The 20,947-nt window shown below is 59.0% G+C and carries 21 protein-coding genes; 9 read left to right on the top strand and 12 right to left on the bottom strand.

Features of this window, described 5'->3' with window-relative positions; translation table 11 throughout:
* Window positions 1-159: 159 nt before the first annotated feature.
* Both U6037_RS25020 and U6037_RS25025 read right to left on the bottom strand, forming a co-directional pair.
* The gene (locus tag U6037_RS25020; protein WP_003228401.1) at window positions 160-357 is read right to left on the bottom strand and encodes a YbdD/YjiX family protein; all 198 of its coding nucleotides are present in this window, start codon (window positions 355-357) and stop codon (window positions 160-162) included.
* A gap of 15 nt (window positions 358-372) precedes the next feature.
* Entirely contained in the window at window positions 373-2,439 is a 2,067-nt protein-coding gene (locus U6037_RS25025; protein WP_322844873.1) for a carbon starvation CstA family protein, read from the bottom strand.
* Between the two features lie 159 nt (window positions 2,440-2,598).
* Between U6037_RS25025 and U6037_RS25030 the strand changes: the two genes are divergently transcribed.
* Window positions 2,599-2,967, top strand: coding sequence for a PilZ domain-containing protein (locus tag U6037_RS25030; RefSeq protein WP_322844874.1), 369 nt, complete (start codon window positions 2,599-2,601; stop codon window positions 2,965-2,967).
* 117 nt (window positions 2,968-3,084) lie between these two features.
* Here the strand turns inward: U6037_RS25030 and radA are convergent, their stop codons facing one another.
* The 3 genes from radA to katB are packed head-to-tail and all read right to left on the bottom strand — an operon-like array spanning window position 3,085 to window position 6,642.
* A complete protein-coding gene (radA, locus tag U6037_RS25035; protein WP_007909773.1) occupies window positions 3,085-4,452 on the bottom strand; it encodes a DNA repair protein RadA in 1,368 nt (455 codons plus the stop codon).
* Between the two features lie 45 nt (window positions 4,453-4,497).
* Window positions 4,498-5,043 carry an ankyrin repeat domain-containing protein gene (locus U6037_RS25040; protein WP_322844875.1) on the bottom strand — a complete coding sequence of 182 codons (546 nt, stop codon included), beginning with the start codon at window positions 5,041-5,043 and terminating at the stop codon, window positions 4,498-4,500.
* A 57-nt stretch (window positions 5,044-5,100) separates the two neighbouring features.
* Window positions 5,101-6,642 carry a catalase KatB gene (katB, locus tag U6037_RS25045; RefSeq protein WP_322844876.1) on the bottom strand — a complete coding sequence of 514 codons (1,542 nt, stop codon included), beginning with the start codon at window positions 6,640-6,642 and terminating at the stop codon, window positions 5,101-5,103.
* A 286-nt stretch (window positions 6,643-6,928) separates the two neighbouring features.
* Between katB and mscL the strand changes: the two genes are divergently transcribed.
* Complete coding sequence (gene mscL / locus U6037_RS25050) at window positions 6,929-7,342, top strand: large-conductance mechanosensitive channel protein MscL (protein WP_038361758.1); 414 nt, start codon at window positions 6,929-6,931, stop codon at window positions 7,340-7,342.
* A gap of 44 nt (window positions 7,343-7,386) precedes the next feature.
* Here the strand turns inward: mscL and U6037_RS25055 are convergent, their stop codons facing one another.
* The gene (locus U6037_RS25055) at window positions 7,387-8,163 is read right to left on the bottom strand and encodes a ferredoxin--NADP reductase (RefSeq protein ID WP_322844877.1); all 777 of its coding nucleotides are present in this window, start codon (window positions 8,161-8,163) and stop codon (window positions 7,387-7,389) included.
* 319 nt (window positions 8,164-8,482) lie between these two features.
* On the opposite strand from U6037_RS25055, the gene U6037_RS25060 reads away from it, so the two are divergent.
* On the top strand, window positions 8,483-9,196 hold the full coding sequence (locus U6037_RS25060) for an autoinducer binding domain-containing protein (protein WP_322844878.1): 714 nt from the start codon (window positions 8,483-8,485) through the stop codon (window positions 9,194-9,196).
* A 176-nt stretch (window positions 9,197-9,372) separates the two neighbouring features.
* On the top strand, window positions 9,373-10,497 hold the full coding sequence (locus U6037_RS25065; protein ID WP_322844879.1) for a class I SAM-dependent methyltransferase: 1,125 nt from the start codon (window positions 9,373-9,375) through the stop codon (window positions 10,495-10,497).
* A 71-nt stretch (window positions 10,498-10,568) separates the two neighbouring features.
* On the opposite strand, the gene U6037_RS25070 is transcribed toward U6037_RS25065, so the two are convergent.
* From U6037_RS25070 to U6037_RS25080, 3 genes are all read right to left on the bottom strand, one after another.
* On the bottom strand, window positions 10,569-10,736 hold the full coding sequence (locus U6037_RS25070) for a DUF2474 domain-containing protein (protein WP_016773090.1): 168 nt from the start codon (window positions 10,734-10,736) through the stop codon (window positions 10,569-10,571).
* Between the two features lie 70 nt (window positions 10,737-10,806).
* Window positions 10,807-11,814, bottom strand: a complete 1,008-nt coding sequence (gene cydB, locus U6037_RS25075; RefSeq protein WP_093434736.1) for a cytochrome d ubiquinol oxidase subunit II — start codon at window positions 11,812-11,814, stop codon at window positions 10,807-10,809.
* Window positions 11,815-11,817: 3 nt separating this feature from the next.
* Window positions 11,818-13,263, bottom strand: a complete 1,446-nt coding sequence (locus U6037_RS25080) for a cytochrome ubiquinol oxidase subunit I (protein ID WP_322844880.1) — start codon at window positions 13,261-13,263, stop codon at window positions 11,818-11,820.
* A gap of 459 nt (window positions 13,264-13,722) precedes the next feature.
* Between U6037_RS25080 and U6037_RS25085 the strand changes: the two genes are divergently transcribed.
* Complete coding sequence (locus U6037_RS25085) at window positions 13,723-14,961, top strand: MFS transporter (protein ID WP_150775713.1); 1,239 nt, start codon at window positions 13,723-13,725, stop codon at window positions 14,959-14,961.
* A 12-nt stretch (window positions 14,962-14,973) separates the two neighbouring features.
* Here U6037_RS25085 and U6037_RS25090 read toward each other — a convergent pair whose 3' ends face one another.
* Both U6037_RS25090 and U6037_RS25095 read right to left on the bottom strand, forming a co-directional pair.
* Entirely contained in the window at window positions 14,974-15,519 is a 546-nt protein-coding gene (locus U6037_RS25090) for a DJ-1 family glyoxalase III (RefSeq protein WP_322844881.1), read from the bottom strand.
* A 66-nt stretch (window positions 15,520-15,585) separates the two neighbouring features.
* Complete coding sequence (locus U6037_RS25095; RefSeq protein ID WP_322844882.1) at window positions 15,586-16,035, bottom strand: DUF4879 domain-containing protein; 450 nt, start codon at window positions 16,033-16,035, stop codon at window positions 15,586-15,588.
* A gap of 222 nt (window positions 16,036-16,257) precedes the next feature.
* Here U6037_RS25095 and U6037_RS25100 point away from each other — a divergent pair, with 222 nt between their 5' ends.
* The 4 genes from U6037_RS25100 (at window position 16,258) to U6037_RS25115 (ending at window position 20,125) form a co-directional block, all read left to right on the top strand.
* Window positions 16,258-17,553 (top strand): NCS2 family permease, encoded by a 1,296-nt coding sequence (locus tag U6037_RS25100; protein ID WP_316917144.1) that lies wholly within the window; start codon window positions 16,258-16,260, stop codon window positions 17,551-17,553.
* Window positions 17,550-18,629 carry a tRNA (uridine(54)-C5)-methyltransferase TrmA gene (gene trmA, locus U6037_RS25105; protein ID WP_322844883.1) on the top strand — a complete coding sequence of 360 codons (1,080 nt, stop codon included), beginning with the start codon at window positions 17,550-17,552 and terminating at the stop codon, window positions 18,627-18,629. Before U6037_RS25100 ends, trmA begins: the two co-directional genes overlap by 4 nt.
* 195 nt (window positions 18,630-18,824) lie before the next feature.
* Window positions 18,825-19,265 carry a type II 3-dehydroquinate dehydratase gene (gene aroQ / locus U6037_RS25110; protein WP_102899935.1) on the top strand — a complete coding sequence of 147 codons (441 nt, stop codon included), beginning with the start codon at window positions 18,825-18,827 and terminating at the stop codon, window positions 19,263-19,265.
* Window positions 19,266-19,270: 5 nt separating this feature from the next.
* Window positions 19,271-20,125: a shikimate dehydrogenase gene (locus U6037_RS25115; RefSeq protein ID WP_322844884.1), complete on the top strand. Its 855-nt coding sequence runs from the start codon at window positions 19,271-19,273 to the stop codon at window positions 20,123-20,125.
* A gap of 104 nt (window positions 20,126-20,229) precedes the next feature.
* Here the strand turns inward: U6037_RS25115 and U6037_RS25120 are convergent, their stop codons facing one another.
* On the bottom strand, window positions 20,230-20,907 hold the full coding sequence (locus U6037_RS25120; protein WP_322844885.1) for a TetR family transcriptional regulator: 678 nt from the start codon (window positions 20,905-20,907) through the stop codon (window positions 20,230-20,232).
* Window positions 20,908-20,947 lie beyond the last annotated feature (40 nt).

The following is a 20,947-nucleotide window of genomic DNA, read 5'->3' on the forward strand; positions in this document are numbered from 1 at the left end:
AGATCCCCTTCACAAAATGAATGAACAACACAAAAACAAATGTGGGAGCGAGCCTGCTTGCGAAAGCGGTGTGCCAGTCAAATCATTCATCAACTGACACTCCGTATTCGCGAGCAGGCTCGCTCCCACAGGGGATTACCTCAACCTTGCGCTGTCAGCTCAACAGCACTTCGGCCCACCCTTGCCACCGTAACGGGCTTCCTGACGTTCGCGGAAGAACATCTCGTAGCTCATCACCGGTTTGTCCGGGTGCTTGGTTTGCATATGCTCGACGTAGGTGTCGTAGTCGGGCATGCCGACCATCAGGCGCGCGGCCTGACCGAGGTATTTACCGAGGCGACTCAGGTCATTGAACATGGTGCAATCCTCTGGTTACGCGTCCGGCAGAGCCTGGAATGGCGATTCTTTATCCGTACGCTCTTTTTTGCCCCAGGCGGCGATGCCGACCTTGAGCGCATAGAACAGGATGCTGAAGACCACGAACAGGAACAGCGCGGTGAGCGTTGCGTTGGTGTAGGCGTTGAAGATCACGTGCTGCATCTGCTCGACGCTTTTTGCCGGTGCCAGCACCTGACCGTTGGCCAGCGCATCGCTGTATTTCTTCGCCAGCGACAGGAAGCCGATCGCCGGGTTGGCATCGAACAGTTTGATGAAGCCCGCAGTCGTGGTGCAGATCAACAGCCAGGTGGCTGGCAGCAGGGTGACCCAAATGTAGCGCTGGCGCTTCATTTTGATCAGAACCACAGTGCCAAGCATCAGCGCGATACCCGCCAGCATTTGGTTGGAAATACCGAACAGTGGCCACAAGGTGTTGATGCCGCCCAGTGGATCGACCACGCCCTGATACAGCAACCAGCCCCACATCGCCACACAACCGGCGGTGGCGATCAGGTTGGCGGTCCACGATTCGGTGCGCTTCAGCGCCGGAACGAAGGAGCCGAGCAGATCCTGCAGCATGAAACGTCCGGCACGAGTGCCCGCATCCACAGCCGTCAGGATGAACAGCGCTTCGAACAGGATCGCGAAGTGGTACCAGAACGCCATGGTGTTTTCACCCGGCAGGACACTGTGCAGGATCTGCGCGATACCGACCGCCAGGGTCGGCGCACCACCGGCACGGGCGAGGATGGTGGTTTCACCAATGTCGTGCGCCACGGCTTGCAGCGCTTCCGGCGTGATCGCAAAGCCCCAGCTGGAGACCACTTGCGCAACCGATGCGACATCACTGCCAACCACGGCAGCCGGGCTGTTCATGGCGAAGTACACGCCAGGCTCGATCACCGAAGCGGCAACCATGGCCATGATGGCGACGAACGACTCCATCAGCATGCCGCCGTAACCGATGTAACGGGCGTTGGTTTCGTTATCCAGCAGCTTCGGCGTGGTGCCCGAAGAAATCAGCGCGTGGAAGCCGGAAACCGCACCGCAGGCGATGGTGATGAACAGGAACGGGAACAGACCGCCTTTCCACACCGGACCGGTGCCATCGACAAACTGGGTCAGCGCCGGCATTTTCAGCTCGGGCATGGTCACCAGAATGCCGATCGCCAAGGCGACGATGGTGCCGATCTTGAGGAACGTCGACAGATAATCGCGCGGTGCCAGAATCAGCCAGACCGGTAGCGATGCAGCGACGAAACCGTAACCGACCAGCATCCAGGTGATCTGCACGCCGGTGAAGGTGAATGCATTGGCCCACACCGGATCAGCGGCAATCTGCCCGCCGAGCCAGATCGAACCGAGCAGCAGCAACACGCCGACCACCGAGATCTCGCCAATGCGGCCCGGGCGGATGTAGCGCATGTAAATGCCCATGAACATCGCGATCGGGATGGTCGCCATCACGGTGAAGATGCCCCACGGGCTCTCGGCCAGCGCTTTAACCACGATCAGCGCCAGCACCGCGAGGATGATGATCATGATCAGGAAGCAGCCGAACAGGGCGATGGTGCCGGGAATACGGCCCATTTCTTCACGCACCATGTCGCCCAGGGAACGGCCGTTGCGCCGGGTCGACATGAACAGCACCATGAAGTCCTGCACCGCGCCCGCCAGCACCACGCCGGCAATCAGCCAGAGCGTGCCGGGCAAGTAGCCCATCTGCGCGGCCAATACCGGGCCGACCAGGGGTCCGGCGCCAGCGATCGCGGCAAAGTGGTGACCGAAAAGAATGTGTTTGTTGGTCGGCACATAGTCCAGACCGTCGTTGTTGAGCACGGCGGGGGTGGCCCGACGCGGGTCCAGTTGCATCACATTGTTAGCGATGAACAGACTGTAGTAACGATACGCAACCAGATAAATGGCCACAGCAGCGACCACGATCCACAAGGCATTGATCGCCTCGCCGCGGCGCAATGCCACTACGCCCAGGGCGCACGCTCCTACGATTGCCAACACTAGCCAGGGTAAGTGGCGTAGCAGGCTATTATTATTTTTCATTTTATTATTCCAGCCAGGGTGGACAAGAAAGACAGCCACCCCGAGTTTAGCGCTTACGGCGCCAAAGGCCATACCCCGACGTTGGTCTAGACGCTTTAGCGATTGGCTGGCGCCCGCATTCGCGGTCTATAGTCAGCGAACCTTCATGAGGATTGCGCCATGAGCGAGCACCCCGCCAACCGTCGTCGCTTCAAACGTATTGCGTTCGATGCCAGAACCGAGCTGAGTCAGGGCCAGTTCATCTGGCCGGTGAAGCTGATTGACCTGTCGCTCAAGGGGCTGCTGATTGAACGGCCTGAGCCTTGGCTGGGCGATAAGGAACAGGATTTTTTCGTCGACATTCATCTGAGCGATGACGTCGAAATCGAGATGGACGTGCACTTGGCCCATGAGGAAAACGGCCAGTTGGGATTTGTCTGCCGGCATATCAGCCTGGAATCGATCCAGCGCTTGCGGCGGGTGATCGAGCTGAACCTGGCCGATCCGCAAGAGCTGGAACGCGAGCTGGGCGCCCTGATCGAAATCTAGCCATCACTACAAATCCCCTGTGGGAGCGAGCCTGCTCGCGAAGACGGTGTGTCATTGAGCAATGATGCCGACTGACACAGCCCCTTCGCGAGCAGGCTCGCTCCCACAGGTCAGGAGTCACTCAAACAGGGCGTCGAGGGCCTGTTCGAGGCGGGTCACGGCGATGATCTGCAAGCCCGGCGGGGATTCCTTCGGCGCATTGCCCTTCGGCACGATCGCCCGTTTGAAGCCATGCTTGGCGGCTTCCTTCAATCGCTCCTGCCCACTCGGGACCGGACGGACTTCACCGGACAAGCCCACCTCACCGAATACCAGCAGATCATGCGGCAACGGACGATTGCGCAAACTCGACATCACCGCCGCCATCAACGCCAAGTCAGACGCCGTTTCCAGCACCTTCACCCCACCGACCACATTGAGAAAGACATCCTGGTCGTGCGTCGGAATCCCGCCATGGCGATGCAAAACCGCGAGCAGCATCGCCAAACGGTTCTGATCCAGACCCAGCGTCACCCGTCGCGGATTGGCCAGATGACTGTCATCGACCAGCGCCTGCACTTCCACCAGCATCGGTCGCGTGCCTTCCCACGTCGCCATGACCACACTGCCGGGGACTTCTTCCTGCGCGCGCGTGAGAAAAATCGCCGAAGGATTGGAGACTTCTTTCAAACCCTTGTCGGTCATGCCGAACACGCCCAACTCGTTGACCGCGCCGAAACGGTTTTTCACCGCGCGCAGCAAACGCAGGCGCCCATCGGACTCGCCTTCGAAATACAGCACGGTGTCGACCATGTGCTCGAGAACACGGGGACCGGCGAGCGCGCCTTCCTTGGTCACGTGGCCGACCAGAAAAATCGCCGTGCCGCTTTGCTTGGCATACCGCACCAGCAGCGCCGCACTCTCACGTACTTGCGATACGCCGCCGGGTGCCGATTGCAGTTGCTCGGTGAAGATCGTCTGGATCGAGTCGATCACCATCACCTTGGGCTTTTCCTGACGGGCGGTGGCGATGATGGTTTCGATGCAGGTTTCGGTCATCACCCGCAGTTGATCCTGCGGCAAACCGAGACGGCGGGCGCGCATGGCCACTTGCTGCTGGGATTCTTCACCGGTGACGTACAGGGCCGGCATGCTTTTGGCGAGATTGCACAGGGTCTGCAACAGGATCGTCGATTTGCCGATGCCCGGATCGCCGCCGATCAACACCACCGAGCCATCGACCAGGCCACCGCCAAGTACCCGATCCAGCTCACCGGACGCGGTGGAGAAGCGCGGAATCTCTTCGATGCTGACTTCGGCGAGGGTCTTGATCTGCGCCTGCTGCCCGGCCCAACCGGTGCGCCCGGTCGGCGCCGTGGCGCCGCCACTTTCGATCATGGTCTCGGTCAGGGTGTTCCAGGCACCGCATTCGCCGCACTGGCCAGCCCACTTGGGAAAGGTTGCGCCGCACTCGGTGCAGCCGTACATGCGCTTGGCCTTGGCCATCAGAACCCCCGACAAAAACCGCGATGATAACGCACGGGCGGCCGATCAGCGCGGCGCAGCACTGCGGATTTCGCCGCTGGCCAGACGCGCGGCGCTATTACCCAACGGATCTTCGGCATTCAGATCAGCACCCTTGGCCTTCAGCGCATCGAGCAATTCCAGACGCTTGAACAGCCCGGCGTACATGGCTGCCGTCTGTCCGGCGCCGTTACGTTGATCGGGGCTGCAATCGGTGGCCATCAAGCGGCGGGCGATCTGCAATTCACCTTTGAAAATCGCGCCCATCAGCGCCGTGTTGCCGCGCAGATCCTGGGCACAGGCATCGGCGCCGGCGGCGAGCAAACGCTCCACTGCCGGCGCCTGACCGTGGTAGGCCGCCAGAATCAGCGCGGTGTAACCCTTGCTGTCGCGGGTGTCGAGGGAATAACCAGACTCGATGAACGTGTCGAGCATCGGCACATCACCGCGCCGGGCCGCGTCGAAATAGTAGTCGCGCAGTTGAGTCTTGATCGCCTCGGGACTCTGCTCGACCGGTCCCGCCCATGCCGCGAACGACAGACAACCGGCCAACAGTAAAAGACAGATTCGCATCAGCAGCCTCCTTGAACAGAACGGGGCCTGACTCAGGCCCCGTGTGCTACATCGGTATCAGTCGACCAGTTTGGCCGCCAGTGCCTTGACCCGGCTCAGGTCACCCTTGGCCACTTCCGTCACGCCGGTGCCGTACTCCGCATCAGCCTTATAAAGGAAGGACAGGATGATGTGCTTGCTCTCGTCATCGGTGCTGGCCAGTGAGCCACCGAAGCTGTCGATCAGGTCCCGGCGTTCCTTCTTGCTGAACGAGCGATACAGATCGCCGGCCTGCTTGAAGTTCTGCTCACGCTGGATTTTCGCCTGCTGGGTGCTGCCCGACAGTGCCAACTGGCTGTAACGGGCGTCTTGCGTCTCCTCTCGGGGTTGCAGTCGGCTCGGCTGATAGTTCACACCGGTGTGGCTGGCGCCGAAGTTCATCGCGCCATCCTGATTGCCATTGTTCACGGCAACTTTCGGTGCATTGATTGGCAATTGCAGGGCATTGGCACCCAAGCGATACATCTGCGTATCGGCATAAGAGAACACTCGACCTTGCAACAAACGGTCTTCGGAAGGCTCGATACCCGGAACAATATTCGCCGGCGCCATGGCCACTTGTTCGGTTTCCTGGAACACATTCGCCGGATTACGGTTCAACACCATTTGTCCAACTTTTCGCTCAGGAATACCTGGCCAGATCTTGGTGGCATCCAATGGATCAAAATCAAACTTGGACAAATCTTGTGACTTCAGCACTTGGATGTACAAGTCCCATTTCGGGAAGTTACCTTTATTAATGTTATTCACCAGATCATTGGTCATGTGACTGTAGTCTTGACCCTGAACTTTCGCGACTTGTTTTGGCGTGAGGTTGTTAAGTCCCTGCAGGCTCTTCCAGTGAAACTTGACGTAATGAACTTCACCCTTGGCGTTGATCAACTTGTAAGCATGTACGCCATTACCGTCCATTTCTCGATAACTGGCAGGAGTGCCCGAGTTCGAATACAACTCGGTCAGCGTACGGGTGGCTTCCGGTACATGGGAGAAGAAGTCGAATCGGCGCGAATCGTCGTCGAGGTTAGTCCGTGGATCGGGTTTGAACGCATGCACCATGTCCGGAAACTTGATCGCGTCACGGATGAAAAAGGTCGGGAAATTGTTGCCAACCAGGTCCCAATTGCCGTCGGCCGTGTAGAACTTGGTGGCGAAACCTCGTGGATCGCGCAGGGTTTCCGGCGAGTGATTACCGTGCACCACCGCAGAGAAGCGTACAAACACCGGTGTGCTCTGGCCGGCAGCAAACACTTTTGCCTTGCTCAGGTCGCTGAGATCATTGGTGACCGTGAACGTGCCATGGGCGCCAGTACCACGGGCGTGAACCACGCGCTCGGGAATGCGCTCGCGATCAAAGCGCTGCAGCTTCTGAATCAGTTGTACATCCTGCAGTAGCACCGGGCCGTTGGCCCCGGCGGTCTGCGAGTTCTGATTGTCGCCAACGGCGGCGCCATTATCGCGGGTCAGCGGCGCAGCGTTGACAGAGAAGGTCAACAGGCTGGCGGTGAGTACACCGAGGGTGCGGCGACGGGGAAAAGCCCCCAGTCCAAGTGCGGAATTCATATCAGGATCCTCTGGTTGTTTTGTGGCGCATCCAGATGCGCCAACCCAAGGCTAGAGGCCTGTGGCGTCGAACATAAATAGAAAGAACGTAACGCCATGATTGAGAAAATTGGCTTTTCGATCAGCGAGTTACCGTATATTTCGCGCGCGATTGATGGCACTTTGCAAACTAATCGTCGATTGATGTGTCGATAAAAACGGGCATTGTAAGAAGGTGTTTCGCGCAGGACGCGTTTTGCTGATTTACACTGCGTACACCAAACTCATCTGTAACAAGGAAATAACTATGGGCGTGCTAAGTGAGTTCAAGGCCTTCGCGGTCAAAGGCAATGTGGTCGACATGGCCGTCGGTATCATCATCGGTGCCGCGTTCGGCAAGATTGTTTCGTCTTTTGTCGGCGACGTGATCATGCCGCCAATCGGCCTGTTGATCGGTGGGGTGGACTTCAGTGATTTAGCCATCACGCTCAAAGCCGCCGATGGCGCTGCGCCTGCGGTGGTGATGGCCTACGGCAAATTCCTCCAGACCATTCTGGACTTCGTGATCGTCGCTTTCGCGATTTTCATGGGCGTAAAAGCCATCAACCGCCTCAAGCGCGAAGAAGCCGTGGCCCCTACCCTGCCGCCGGTACCGACCAAGGAAGAAGAGCTGCTGGGCGAGATCCGCGACTTGCTCAAGGCCCAGAACACCCGGCCCTGAACCTTTTGCACGATAAACAACGGCGCCCGCGAGGCGCCGTTTGTTTACCAGTAGTTTTCCACGGCCACCTGGCCGGGCCGACGTGTCAGGCTGAGGCTCATATGGCGCTTTTTCAGCAACGCACGAGTGTCATCGATCATCTGCGGGTTGCCGCACAGCATCACCCGCGAGTGCTCCGCCGATAGCTCAACGCCTGCCGCACGCTCCAGTTCACCGCTGTCGATCAGCGTGGTAATGCGCCCGTGCAGTGCACCCGGATGAGCTTCGCGCGTTACCGTCGCGATGAACTGCAATTTGTGGGCATGCTCGCGCAGGTACTCACGCTGCTTAAGCCCGGCAATCAGATCCTGATAGGCCAGCTCCCGCGCTTCGCGCACGCTGTACACCAGAATGATGCGCTCGAATTTTTCCCAGACTTCGAAGTCCTGCAAGATCGACAGGAATGGCGCCACACCCGTGCCCGTGGACAACAGCCAGAGATCACGCCCGTCGACGAAGCGATCAAGGGTCAGATACCCGAATGCCTGGCGCTCCACCAGCAAAGTGTCGCCAACCTGTAACCGGCTCAGCTCACTGGTGAACTCACCGCCCGGCACCACGATGGAAAAGAACTCGAGAAACTCGTCAAATGGCGACGATACCATCGAATAAGCGCGCCACACGGTACTGCCATCGGCCTTGGTCACCCCGAGCCGGGCGAACTGCCCGGCGCGGAAACGAAACCCCGCATCACGGGTGGTGCGCAAGGTAAACAGGCTCGGCGTCAAGGTTTGCACATCGAGCAAGGTCTGAGTGGTGTATTTCTCGGCACTGGCGGTCATGGGTCACTCCATAGATCGGTGACTGCCAGTGTCGCGCAAATCGAGCTTGCGAAACACCGACGACTGATAATGGTATTCAACAAGCGCCCGAAACTGTCAAAACCTGACTATCGAAAAAGTCAGAATTAGAGCAACAACTTTATATGAAGGGTTAAATGTAAAGTATCTGAGCGCGAAGAAATCTTTATGCATAGATCATCAATGTGCAATACCGAAATAATTTAAAGCCAGACTTAGGAAACGTCCTACACTTCGTTGCGTGCCGGATCTTTTGGATCCATTCCGCGCCCCCCCCGCAACGTCGCTGGAGTGTTCAGAAATGGAAACATGGAAGGAATCACAATTGAAACAACTGACGTTTGCCAAGGGAGTAGATGCTGCTTATCCGATTCTGCTGCGATTCGCCGAAAACCTCGGATTCAACTTTTGTGCAATTTCGGTTGTTTCACTTCATCGGGACCTGCCTCTTAACACCTTGCAAATCAATAACTACCCCAAGGAATGGAACTCACAATATGAAGAAAACCATTACAGTAAAGTCGATCCACTGATATCACACTACAATCATTCAATGACGCCCATTGTCTGGTGCGAATCGGTATTTGCCGAGACCCAGCCGATATGGCAGGGATTACAGCAATATGGACTGCAAAATGGCTGGTCGCAGTCGTTCCATCACGAGCAGAGTGGTTTGTGCAGTATTGTCAGCCTGGCGCGACGACATTGCTCGATCAGCCCTCTGGAGCTGTATGAGCATTTCGGTTACATGTTCTATGCCGCCAGTCACTTGAGTGAAATGTTTGCCCGGACGCTGCCGGCTCATTCTCTCAAGCCCAGCCATCCGCACCTTTCGCCAAGGGAGCTGGAGGTTCTGCAGTTATCTGCCGGCGGTAAAACGGCCTATGAGATCTCGAAGATCCTTAGCCTGAGTGAGCGCACGGTGAACTACCACGTGCAAAACGTGATCGAGAAGCTCAACGTCTGCAACAAGATTTCCGCAGTCATAAAGGCCGCCAAAATGCGACTCATCTAGTCGATCCAGCCTTGCCTCGTTTGAAAACATGCAGGTAATAACGACGAAAAAAACGTACCATTTGTGAGCCTCTTGAGTGATGACGCGAACGTTCTGCGTTGCATTCCACTCAGTAGGTTCCGCCGCACACTGTCAGGCTGCGGAACACCCCGTTGATTACCCTGAGTTCCCGCCCGATGCCTTTGCTTGAAACACCCTTCGCCCAACTCGACCTGATCCGCCAGCCTGAACAGCAGAACGAACCGTTGCAAGCCTTCGATGCGGCCGACGAATATCTGCTCAACCATCTGGCGGCACAGCAACCGACGGTGGAAACACGGGTACTGGTGCTCAACGACAGCTTCGGTGCGCTGGCTGCCAGCCTGTTCGGCAAGGTCAAGGTCAGCAGCAGCGGCGACTCCTTCCTGGGGTTTCAGGGGCTGGAAAAAAACCTGCTGCGCAATGGCCAGGCGTTCGACGCCGTTCGCGGGATCCCTGCCAGCGAGCCATTGGTCGGACCGTTCGACCGGGTGCTGATTCGTGTACCGAAAACCCTCGCGTTGCTGGAAGAACAGTTGATCCGCTTGCAAGGGCAGCTCGCACCCGGTGCCGAAGTGGTCGCTGCAGCCATGGTCAAACACCTGCCACGCGCTGCCGGTGACTTGCTTGAGCGCTACATCGGCCCGGTACAAGCCTCTCTGGCAGTGAAGAAAGCGCGGCTGTTGATTGCCACACCTGAAGCAAAAGCACCCGCAGTCTCGCCCTACCCTTCGCGGTATCGCCTCGACGAGCCTTCGATCGAGTTGCTCAACCACGCCAACGTGTTCTGCCGCGAAGGGCTGGACATCGGCACACGCGCCTTCCTCCCGCATCTGCCGAAAAATCTTGGCAGCGCCCGAGTCGCCGATCTGGGCTGTGGCAACGGGGTTCTGGCCATCGCGAGTGCGCTGCAAAACCCCGATGCACATTACACGTTGGTCGACGAGTCGTTCATGGCGGTGCAATCAGCTGCCGAGAACTGGCGCGCAGCGCTGGGCGATCGCGAGGTGATCGTGCGGGCTGGCGATGGCCTGGCCGGACAGGAGCCGCAATCATTGGATGTGGTGCTGTGCAATCCGCCATTCCATCAGCAACAGGTGGTTGGCGACTTCCTCGCCTGGCGCATGTTCCAGCAGGCGCGTGAAGCGTTGGTGGTGGGCGGCGCGCTGTACATCGTCGGCAACCGCCATTTGGGTTACCACAGCAAACTGGCGCGGTTGTTCCGCGGCGTCGAACAAGTAGCGGCCACGCCGAAATTCGTGATTCTCAAGGCCCGCAAGTAATCCCGAGGCAAAAAAAACCCTCCGCGAGGAGGGTTGCAAAGCCGTACCCGAAGGCGCCGGGACGGGATGATTCAGTGTGTCGTCAGACCTGCGGCATTCATGAACATGCGCATCAGGCTAGCGGCGATAAACAGCACGCCAACACTGCCGACCCAGATCAGGGCCAACCAGCCGAGCCGCTGCCACAGCGGTTTTTTTTCGGCTTCTTCAATGTCGTGCAGGGAATGTTTGCCGGTCATTGCTTCGATCCTCAGTCAGATCGATGGCGCCACTACCGACGCCATCGCGGGCAGGCCCGCTCCCACAGGTTTAGTGATAGCCGTCTTCATGGGTAACCTTGCCGCGGAACACGTAGTAGCTCCAGAAGGTGTAACCCAGGATGAACGGGATGATGAACAGCGTGCCCACCAGCATGAAGCCCTGACTTTGCGGCGGCGCGGCGGCGTCCCAGATCGAGATCGACGGCGGCACGATGTTCGGCCACAGGCTGATGCCCAGGCCGCTGTAGCCAAGAAAGATCAGCACCAGGGTCAGCAGGAACGGCATGTAGTTGGCATTGCGCGCCACGGCGCGGATCAGCCCGTACATCGTCACCAGCACCAGAATCGGTACCGGCATGAACCAGAACAGGTTAGGCATGCTGAACCAGCGTGAGGCGATTTCCGGGTGAGCCAGCGGCGTCCACAGGCTGACGACACCGATCACCGCGAGCAGCACGAAGGCCAGAGGCCGGGCCAGATTGTGCATCTGCTCTTGCAGCTTGCCTTCGGTCTTCATGATCAACCAGGTGCAGCCAAGCAAGGCGTACGCCACCACCAGTGCGGCGCCGCAGAACAGCGTAAACGGCGTCAGCCAGTCGAGTGATCCGCCGGCGAACTGCCGATTGACCACTGGCAAACCGTCGATGAATGCACCCAGCGCCACGCCCTGGAAGAACGTTGCCGCGACCGAACCACCGATGAAGGCCTTGTCCCATAGATGACGTTTGTCATCCTTGGCCTTGAAGCGGAACTCGAACGCCACGCCACGGAAGATCAGGCCGATCAACATAAAGATCAGCGGCAGGTACAGCGCCGACAACACCACCGAATACGCCAGCGGGAACGCGCCGAACAGCGCCGCACCACCCAACACCAGCCAGGTTTCGTTGCCGTCCCAGACCGGGGCGACGGTGTTCATCATCACGTCACGGTCGACCTTGCCGGGGATGAACGGGAAGAGAATCCCGATGCCCAGATCGAAGCCGTCCATGACCACGTACATCATGATGCCGAAGATGATGATCACGGCCCAGATCAGCGGAAGATCAATACCCATGGCTCAAATCTCCTTGGTCAGGCTGGGGGTGTCGTCGTGATCGGCATCGACCGAATCGTCGGCGGCAGACAACGGACGCGCCGGTGTACGCTGTTTGCCCGGACCACCGTCCGGCGTTTCCGCGCCCTCGCTGATCTTCGGCCCTTTGCGCACCAGACGCATCATGTAGCCGAGCCCCGCACCAAACAGCGCGAAATACACCACCACAAACATGATCAGGGTGATGCTCATCTGCATGAAGCTGTGGTTGGAGGACGCGTCCGCCGTGCGCATCAGCCCGTAGACCACCCACGGCTGACGACCGATTTCCGTAGTGAACCAGCCAGCGAGAATCGCGATCAGGCCGGACGGCCCCATCCACAACGCCAGATAGAGGAACGGCCGCGAAGTGTAGAGCGTGTCGCGTTTACGCAGCCACAGACTCCACAGACCGGTGAAGATCATCAGGAAACCGAGGCCGACCATGACACGGAACGACCAGAACACGATGGTCGAATTCGGCCGGTCTTCTGGCGGGAATTCCTTGAGTGCCGGCACCTGTTTATCCAGCGAGTGGGTGAGAATCAAGCTGCCGAGGTACGGGATCTCCACGGCGAATTTGGTTTTCTCTTCTTTCATGTCCGGCCAGCCGAACAGGATCAGCGGCGTGGCTTCGTCGCCTTTGTTTTCCCAGTGTCCCTCGATCGCAGCGATTTTCGCCGGCTGATGCTCGAGGGTGTTGAGGCCATGGAAGTCGCCGATGACGGCCTGGATCGGCGCGACGATCAACGCCATCCACATCGCCATCGACAGCATGGTGCGGATCGCCGGGTTGTCCTTGCCGCGCAGCAGGTGCCAGGCCGCTGAGGAACCGACGAAGAACGCTGTGGCCACAAACGCTGCGGTCGCCATGTGCATCAAGCGATAGGGGAACGACGGGTTAAAAATAATCGCTAGCCAATCGGTCGGAATTACCTGACCGTTGATGATTTCAAAGCCCTGCGGCGTTTGCATCCAGCTGTTGGAGGCGAGAATCCAGAAGGTCGAAATCAGCGTGCCGATGGCCACCATCACCGTGGAGAAAAAGTGCAATCCGCGCCCGACCTTGTTCCAGCCGAACAGCATGACCCCGAGGAAACCGGCCTCGAGGAAGAATGCCGTGAGCACTTCATAGGTCAACAACGGCCCGGTGACGGCGCCGGCGAAGTCCGAGAAGCGGCTCCAGTTGGTGCCGAACTGGTAGGCCATGACCAACCCGGAGACCACGCCCATACCGAAGTTGACGGCGAAGATCTTCGACCAGAAATGGTAGAGGTCACGGTAAGTGTCGTTACGGGTTTTCAGCCACAGGCCTTCAAGCACCGCAAGGTAACTCGCCAAGCCAATGGTGATGGCCGGGAACAGGATGTGGAACGAGATGGTGAACGCGAACTGAATTCGGGCGAGATCTAGTGCCTCTAAACCGAACATATGGCTTCCTCTGTCAGGTAGTACCGGCTGCGGACCTGGAGGCCTGCACCCACTGCCCCCACGGATATGGAGTGCGGCGAATTCTGATTCGTTCTTTTTAAACAACCATCGCAACGCAGGGAGTCTGGCCAACTGGCCACCGGATCAATTCCTTTTGGGTCTTGATCTGGATCAAGCAACGTTGAAAGAGTAGTCCCATTTTTGCCGTTGAACGGCGTGGTCGTTTGCCGCGTGACAAGTTGCCTCATAACCGTGGCAAAGCCCTGCAACAAATCCCCGGAGCATTGGCAGCGAGAAAAACAGTACAGATCTCGAGGACGGCGCTAGTCCCCGAACAGCAGAATCAATCTGCTCCGCAAAAAAATCGATGTCCTCCTAACTAAATTTTTTGTCATAGCAACTTCCTGTTACAGACTGGTGATAACCTCGCGATTCCCCTCGAGCCAGACCTGCCTTCAGATGCCCAGCCAAGCGCCCCTGCTGTTACGTCATCACCGACCATTTCTCGCTTTCTGGTTCGCGCGGATCTTCACCGCCAGCGGTTTTCAGATGCTCACCGTGGCGATCGGCTGGAACCTCTATCAACTGACCGGCAACGTCCTTGATCTGGGTCTGGTCGGGCTGGTCGAATTTGCTCCGCGCGTGCTGTTCATGCTGCACACCGGACATGTCGCCGATCGCTATGACCGACGCAAAGTCGCGGCTATCTGTCAGTCGCTGCAGGCATTGATCGCCTTGGCGCTGGCCATTGGTAGCGCCACCGATCACGTGACCCGCGAGATGATCTTCATCCTCGCCTTCCTGCTCGGCGCGGCGCGTTCGTTCGAGATGCCGACCACTCAAGCTCTGCTGCCGAGCATCGTGCCCAGCGCGCTATTTCCCCGGGCAGTGGCAGCGGCCCAGTCGGCGCAGCAGTCAGCAACCATCGTCGCCCCGGCCCTGGGTGGTTTGCTCTATGCATTCGGCAGCGTCTGGGTCTATGGCCCGACCGTGCTGCTCTACGTCATTGCCTGCACCTTGATGCTCAACCTGCCCGCGCGGCAAACGCCTCTGAACAAAGGCAAAGCCACGCTGGACTCGTTATTGGCCGGGATTCGCTTCATTCGCAGCCGCCCGGACATTCTCGGGGCGATCTCGCTGGATCTGTTTGCGGTGTTGCTCGGCGGTGCCACGGCGTTGCTGCCGGTGTTCGCCAAAGACATTCTGCTGACCGGGCCGTGGGGCCTCGGCCTGCTGCGTTCGGCACCTGCGGTCGGCGCACTGGGGATGTCGCTGTTCCTCGCGCGATTTGCCGTAGAGCGCAATGTCGGCCGGGTGATGTTCACCGCGGTCGGCATCTTCGGCGTCGCGACCATCGCCTTCGGTCTGTCGACCTCGTTCTGGTTCTCGCTGGCAGTGCTGGTGGTACTCGGTGCGGCGGACATGATCAGCATGGTCATCCGCGCGTCTTTCGTGCAACTGGAAACCCCGGACGAAATGCGCGGCCGGGTCAGCGCGGTGAACGGGCTGTTTATCGGTGCTTCAAATCAGCTGGGCGAATTCGAATCCGGCGTCACCGCCCACTGGTTCGGCACCGTGCCGGCGGTGGTCATGGGCGGGATCGGCACACTGGTGGTGACGGGGACGTGGATCAAGTTGTTCCCGACATTGGCTAACCGCGATCGGATGCATGTGCCGGTGGAAGAGGTGAAGGTCTGAAGCGATCCAGACCTACAACTCCCCCGCCACTTTCCCCCGCAAGGCCTTGCCGCCCAGTTGCTCGACCAGCGTCAGGGCAAATTCCAGCGCAGCGCTGGAGCCTTGGGCAGTGACGCAGTTGCCATCGACTACCACCGGTTGATCAACAAACGTACAACTCGAGAGTTGATGGCTGGCGCTGGGCAGGCAGGTCATGCGCCGCTGGCGCAGCACGCCGAAGCTTTGCAGGGCGACGGCCGGGGATTCGGCGATGGCGGCGAACAGGCGTCCGGCGCTGGATTGATCCTTGAGCAGTTGTTGCAGCGGTTGATGCGCCGCCAGATGCTGCGCACCGACGGCGCCGCCGGGCAGGACGATCAGATCGAAAGTCTGCGCCAGCACGTCGACCAGCATGCCGTCGGCGGTCAGGCGCGTGCCGCGAGCGCAGGTCAGCATGCGTCGTCCTTCAATACTGGCGGCGACCACTTCGATGCCGGCGCGGCGCAACACATCGATCAGGGTCACGCTTTGCAGATCATCGATGCCCTCGGCGAGGGTAATCAGGGCTCTAAAGGTCATGGGCGTTATCCGCTGGGTGATACTTGAAGCGTAGTCAGCTTCACCCGGATCGCGCTGCAACAGCCGTTACTTGATGTAAAGCTGGGTCGACATCGTGTTGCGTGGCGCGTTGATGGAAGTGTTGCTGAAGCTGAAGGTACCTTCCTGCTTGCCCGCCAGATCGAAGGTATAAAGAGAACCGACGGTCTTATTACCGGGAGTGCATTCGGTCAGGTTGCCGTTATCAAAAGCACACACCGGGGCACGTGTGCCGTTCACTTCAAAACCGTCCAGTGCGACATGAGGCTGGCTCTTGCCGTAGCCGACTTCGAGCACGTAGACCTTGATATTCGGTCCGCTGTGATTGCATTGGGTCTGCGTCTGCCCATCGCCGATGTCTTCGAGGCCGCAGGCAGGCGATTGCACCTTGATGACTTTCACTTGCGTCAACGGCGGTGCCGATGCCGCCCAGGCCGGCGACATCCCGGCCGTCAGCGTTGCGATTAACCCGAAAGCGTTCATCCAGCGCTTGCTCATGCGTTCCCCACCCCGAAAAAATCAGCGCGCAGTATGGCGCAGTTGGCTTCAACGTAAAACTTCGCCGACGATCGACACCAACAACCGCCATATTCCTCACGCTGCTGGTATGATGCGCGGCTTTTTCCGGCCCACCACAATTTTTCAGGCGCTTGCGACGGTCTGTGCTTTGCTGTTGAGGTCGATACATTCACGGCGCCACGCGCGCCACGGGGAGCAGACATGCTGGAAAGGCTGTTTCAACTCAAGGCACACAACACCAACGTGCGCACCGAGATTCTGGCGGGCATCACGACTTTCTTGGCCATGGCCTACATTCTGTTCGTCAACCCGAGCATTCTCGGCGAGACCGGCATGGACAAAGGCGCGGTGTTTGTCGCCACCTGTCTGGCGGCCGCCATCGGCTCGACAGTGATGGGTCTGATCGCCAACTACCCGATTGCCCTCGCTCCGGGCATGGGCCTGAACGCTTTCTTCACCTACACCGTGGTCTTGCACATGGGCCACACTTGGCAAGTGGCGCTGGGTGCGGTGTTCATTTCGGCAGTGCTGTTCTTCCTGCTGTCGATCTTCCGCATCCGTGAATGGATCATCAACAGCATCCCGCTACCACTGCGCTCGGCGATTGCTGCCGGTATCGGTCTGTTCCTGGCGCTGATCGCACTGCATAACGCCGGTATCGTCGTCAGCAATCCAGCGACCATGGTCGGCCTTGGTGACCTGAAAGCGCCGGCACCGATTCTCGCCACCCTGGGTTTTGCCCTGATCGTTGCCCTCGAAGCGCTGAAAGTGCGCGGCGCCGTGCTGATCGGCATTCTGGCGGTGACCATCATTTCGATCGTGATGGGCTTCACCCCGTTTGGTGGCGTTACCTCGATGCCACCTTCGCTGGCTCCGACTTTCCTGCAACTGGACATCAAAGGTGCACTGGACATCGGTCTGGTCAGCGTGATTTTTGCCTTCCTGTTCGTCGACCTGTTCGACAACTCCGGCACCCTTATCGGCGTCGCCAAGCGCGCCGGCCTGATGGGCAAGGACGGCCACATGCCGAAAATGGGGCGTGCACTGATCGCTGACAGCACCGCGGCCATGGCCGGTTCGTTGCTGGGTACTTCGACCACCACCAGTTACATCGAATCCGCTGCCGGCGTGAGTGCGGGCGGCCGTACCGGTCTGACGGCCATCGTTGTGGCGATTCTGTTCCTGCTGGCACTGTTCTTTTCGCCACTGGCGGCCAGCGTTCCGGCGTTCGCCACCGCGCCGGCGCTGCTGTTCGTCGCCGTGTTGATGACTTCGGGCCTGGCGGAAATAGACTGGGACGACATCACCGTCGCCGCACCGGTCGTGGTGACCGCGCTGGCCATGCCGTTCACTTACTCGATTGCCAACGGCATCGCGTTCGGTTTCATCTCCTGGACCGTGATCAAGCTGCTGTCCGGTCGTGCCCGTGAGCTGAACCCGGCGCTGGTGATTTTGTCGATTCTGTTCGTGATCAAGTTGGGTTGGTTCAACGCATGACTTTCGATTCCCAGGCTTACGCCGAGCAACTTGCAGCCAAGGTCACGCGCTTGCGGGACCTGCTGGCGCCATTCGATGCACCCGAGCCGACGGTGTTCGACTCGCCGCTGCAGAACTTCCGTCTGCGCGCCGAATTCCGCCTGTGGCGCGAGGGCGGCGATCGGCATTACGCGATGTTCGCTCAAGACGACAAACGCACGCCGATCCTGATCGAAGAGTTCCCGATTGCCAGCCTGCGCATCAATCAGTTGATGCCGCAGTTGAAAGCGGCGTGGCAGGCCAGCTCGGCGCTGAGCCACAAGCTGTTTCAGGTCGAGTTCCTGACCACGCTGTCCGGCGATGCAATGATCACCCTGTGTTATCACCGTCCGCTGGACGAGCACTGGCACACAGCGGCGACCAAACTGGCGGCGGATCTCGGCGTCAGCATCATCGGCCGCTCTAAGGGCAAACGCGAAGTGCTCGGCCTCGATTACGTGGTCGAGAAACTTGACGTCGGCGGCCGCACCTTCAGCTATCGCCAGCCGGAAGGCGCGTTCACCCAGCCTAATGGCACGGTGAACCAGAAGATGCTGAACTGGGCGTACGAAGCATTGGGTGATCGTACCGATGACTTGCTGGAGCTGTACTGCGGCAACGGCAACTTCACCCTGCCGCTCGCGACCCGCGTGCGCAAAGTGCTGGCCACCGAAATCAGCAAGACCTCGGTCAACGCTGCATTGAGCAACCTCAGCGAAAACGCTGTGGATAACGTCACTTTGGTGCGTTTGTCCGCCGAAGAGCTGACCGAAGCGCTCAACGAAGTGCGGCCGTTCCGGCGCCTGCAAGGCATCGACCTGAAGAGCTACGAGTTCGGCAGCGTCTTCGTCGACCCGCCGCGCGCCGGCATGGACCCGGACACCTGCGAGCTGACCCGGCGCTTCGACAACATCCTGTACATCTCCTGCAACCCGGAAACCCTGGCGGCCAATATCGCCCAGTTGCACGACACGCACCGCATTACCCAGTGCGCGATGTTTGACCAGTTCCCGTGGACGCATCACATGGAATCGGGTGTGTTGCTGACCCGGCGCTGAGTGCGGGGAGCAGATGCGAAAAAGCCGTCGTGATTGACGGCTTTTTTGTGCGCGCTCATTTGTTTGTGCGATCACCGAACATAAATCGGCCAGGCCATTTTTGTTCAATTGACCACGGTAACCATCTAGTACATTTTATCTCCACAGGCTGAAATCTTCGGCCAAAGCCAAAAACAATAAGTGGAGTTACCCCTCATGCCCCCTATCGTTCTGGTGCTCAACGGCCCGAACCTGAACCTGCTCGGCACCCGCGAGCCGGCGACTTACGGTCACGAAACCCTGGCGGACATCTCGGCCTTGTGCGGTCGCGCTGCCGAAGAGTTCGGCTTGGCCGTGGAGTTTCGCCAGACCAATCACGAAGGCGAACTGCTCGACTGGATTCACGCTGCCCGCGGCCGTTGCGCCGGGATCGTGATCAATCCGGCGGCGTGGACGCACACCTCCGTAGCGATTCGCGATGCGCTGGTGGCCAGTGAACTGCCGGTGATCGAAGTGCACCTGTCCAACGTCCATGCCCGCGAGCCGTTTCGTCATCACTCGTTCGTCTCGGCCATTGCCACGGCGGTGATGTGCGGCTTTGGCAGCCATGGCTATCGCTTGGCGCTGGAACATTTCAGCCAGCGGCTGAAGGGGTAACTCGTATGTCTCGCTCCAACGTAATACTCGCCGGGCTGATCGGCGCCGGCATTCAGGCTTCGCGCACGCCGGCGCTGCATGAGCACGAAGGTGATGCCCAAGGCCTGCGCTATCTGTATCGATTGATCGATCTCGATCAACTGAAAATGGACATTACCGCCCTGCCCGACCTGCTGCTGGCGGCCGAGCAGATGAATTACACCGGATTGAACATTACCTTTCCGTGCAAGCAGGCGATCATCCCGCTGCTCGATGAATTGTCGCCGGAAGCCAAAGGCATCGGCGCGGTGAACACGGTGGTGCTGAAGGACGGCAAACGTGTTGGCCATAACACCGACTGTCTCGGTTTCGCTGAGGGTTTTCGCCGAGGTCTGCAGGACACTGCCCGTGAACGCGTGGTCCAGATGGGCGCCGGCGGTGCGGGCGCGGCAGTGGCCCACGCGTTGTTGAGCGAAGGCATACAGCAACTGACTATTTTCGATGTCGACACTGAGCGCGCCGAGAGTCTGGCGAACAATCTCAATGAGCATTTCGGCTTTGGTCGAGCGCTGGCCGGGCATGATCTGCCGAGTACGCTGGGTCAGGCCGATGGCCTGGTCAACACCACGCCGATGGGCATGGCCAAACTGCCGGGCATGCCGGTGCCGGTCGAACTCCTGCGTAAGGATTTGTGGGTGGCGGAGATTGTGTATTTCCCGCTGGAAACCGAACTGCTGCGCAACGCCCGCGCGCTGGGTTGCCGGACGCTGGATGGCGGCAACATGGCAGTGTTTCAGGCGGTGAAGGCGTTTGAATTGTTCAGTGGCGTGGTGCCGGATGCGCAGCGAATGCTGGCGCACTTTCAAAGCATGAACGGCTAACACTGTAGGAGTGAGCCTGCTCGCGATAGCGGTGTGTCAGGCAACTAATGTGTTGGCTGACAGGACGCCATCGCGAGCAGGCTCACTCCTACAGGGGTTCTGTGTCAGGCTTGCAGGTAGCGCAGAACCGATTCGCAAATCATCTCGCGATGCCGCTGCTTGATGCCTTCATCCGGCAGATCAATCTGGAAAATCTCGCCAAAGGTGTGCCGGTTCGATACGCGATAGAAGCAGAACGAACTGATCAGCAAATGCACATCCAGCGCATCCAGCCCCGCACGGAACACACCCTCTGCAGCACCTCGACGCAAAATTTCGCCGAGTGAATCGAGGATGGTGTTGTTCATCGCCTTGATCGCATCGGAGCGCTTCACGAATTCAGCGTTGTGGATATTTTCGATGCTGACGATGCGCACGAAATCGACGTTGCGGTCGTGGTGATCGAAAGTGAACTCGACCAGACGCCGAATTGCCTCCACCGGCGCCAATTCCGCCAGGTGCAGACGGTTCTCGGTGCTGCGGATGTCACCGTAAAGCTTCTCCAGCACCTCGACGTACAGCTGCTCCTTACTGCCGAAGTAGTAATAGATCATGCGTTTGGAGGTGTGTATGCGTTCGGCGATCGCATCGACGCGAGCGCCCGACAAACCTTGCTGGACGAACTCGACGATCGCCTCCTGCAGGATGTTCTCGCGGGTTTTTTCCGGGTTGTTCTTGCGACTCTTGCGCGGCTCTACGGCGGATACGGCAGCAGCTGCGGAAAGTTCTGTATTCATCGTCATTGCGGGCTCACGGCCATCACTGCACAGGCGGCGATTATGG

Origin of the sequence: Pseudomonas sp. B33.4 (assembly GCF_034555375.1) — a bacterium.
GTDB lineage: Bacteria > Pseudomonadota > Gammaproteobacteria > Pseudomonadales > Pseudomonadaceae > Aquipseudomonas.

Coding starts and splice junctions, on each gene's coding strand:
- U6037_RS25040 (WP_322844875.1), bottom strand. CDS start 5,043: ATGCGAATCTGTCTTTTACTGTTGGCCGGTTGTCTGTCGTTCGCGGCA.
- U6037_RS25020 (WP_003228401.1), bottom strand. CDS start 357: ATGTTCAATGACCTGAGTCGCCTCGGTAAATACCTCGGTCAGGCCGCG.
- katB (WP_322844876.1), bottom strand. CDS start 6,642: ATGAATTCCGCACTTGGACTGGGGGCTTTTCCCCGTCGCCGCACCCTC.
- U6037_RS25115 (WP_322844884.1), top strand. CDS start 19,271: ATGTCTCGCTCCAACGTAATACTCGCCGGGCTGATCGGCGCCGGCATT.
- U6037_RS25100 (WP_316917144.1), top strand. CDS start 16,258: ATGCTGGAAAGGCTGTTTCAACTCAAGGCACACAACACCAACGTGCGC.
- U6037_RS25030 (WP_322844874.1), top strand. CDS start 2,599: ATGAGCGAGCACCCCGCCAACCGTCGTCGCTTCAAACGTATTGCGTTC.
- mscL (WP_038361758.1), top strand. CDS start 6,929: ATGGGCGTGCTAAGTGAGTTCAAGGCCTTCGCGGTCAAAGGCAATGTG.
- U6037_RS25090 (WP_322844881.1), bottom strand. CDS start 15,519: ATGACCTTTAGAGCCCTGATTACCCTCGCCGAGGGCATCGATGATCTG.
- U6037_RS25060 (WP_322844878.1), top strand. CDS start 8,483: ATGGAAACATGGAAGGAATCACAATTGAAACAACTGACGTTTGCCAAG.
- trmA (WP_322844883.1), top strand. CDS start 17,550: ATGACTTTCGATTCCCAGGCTTACGCCGAGCAACTTGCAGCCAAGGTC.
- cydB (WP_093434736.1), bottom strand. CDS start 11,814: ATGGGTATTGATCTTCCGCTGATCTGGGCCGTGATCATCATCTTCGGC.
- U6037_RS25070 (WP_016773090.1), bottom strand. CDS start 10,736: ATGACCGGCAAACATTCCCTGCACGACATTGAAGAAGCCGAAAAAAAA.
- U6037_RS25085 (WP_150775713.1), top strand. CDS start 13,723: ATGCCCAGCCAAGCGCCCCTGCTGTTACGTCATCACCGACCATTTCTC.
- radA (WP_007909773.1), bottom strand. CDS start 4,452: ATGGCCAAGGCCAAGCGCATGTACGGCTGCACCGAGTGCGGCGCAACC.
- U6037_RS25080 (WP_322844880.1), bottom strand. CDS start 13,263: ATGTTCGGTTTAGAGGCACTAGATCTCGCCCGAATTCAGTTCGCGTTC.
- U6037_RS25055 (WP_322844877.1), bottom strand. CDS start 8,163: ATGACCGCCAGTGCCGAGAAATACACCACTCAGACCTTGCTCGATGTG.
- U6037_RS25095 (WP_322844882.1), bottom strand. CDS start 16,035: ATGAGCAAGCGCTGGATGAACGCTTTCGGGTTAATCGCAACGCTGACG.
- U6037_RS25025 (WP_322844873.1), bottom strand. CDS start 2,439: ATGAAAAATAATAATAGCCTGCTACGCCACTTACCCTGGCTAGTGTTG.
- U6037_RS25120 (WP_322844885.1), bottom strand. CDS start 20,907: ATGACGATGAATACAGAACTTTCCGCAGCTGCTGCCGTATCCGCCGTA.
- U6037_RS25065 (WP_322844879.1), top strand. CDS start 9,373: ATGCCTTTGCTTGAAACACCCTTCGCCCAACTCGACCTGATCCGCCAG.
- aroQ (WP_102899935.1), top strand. CDS start 18,825: ATGCCCCCTATCGTTCTGGTGCTCAACGGCCCGAACCTGAACCTGCTC.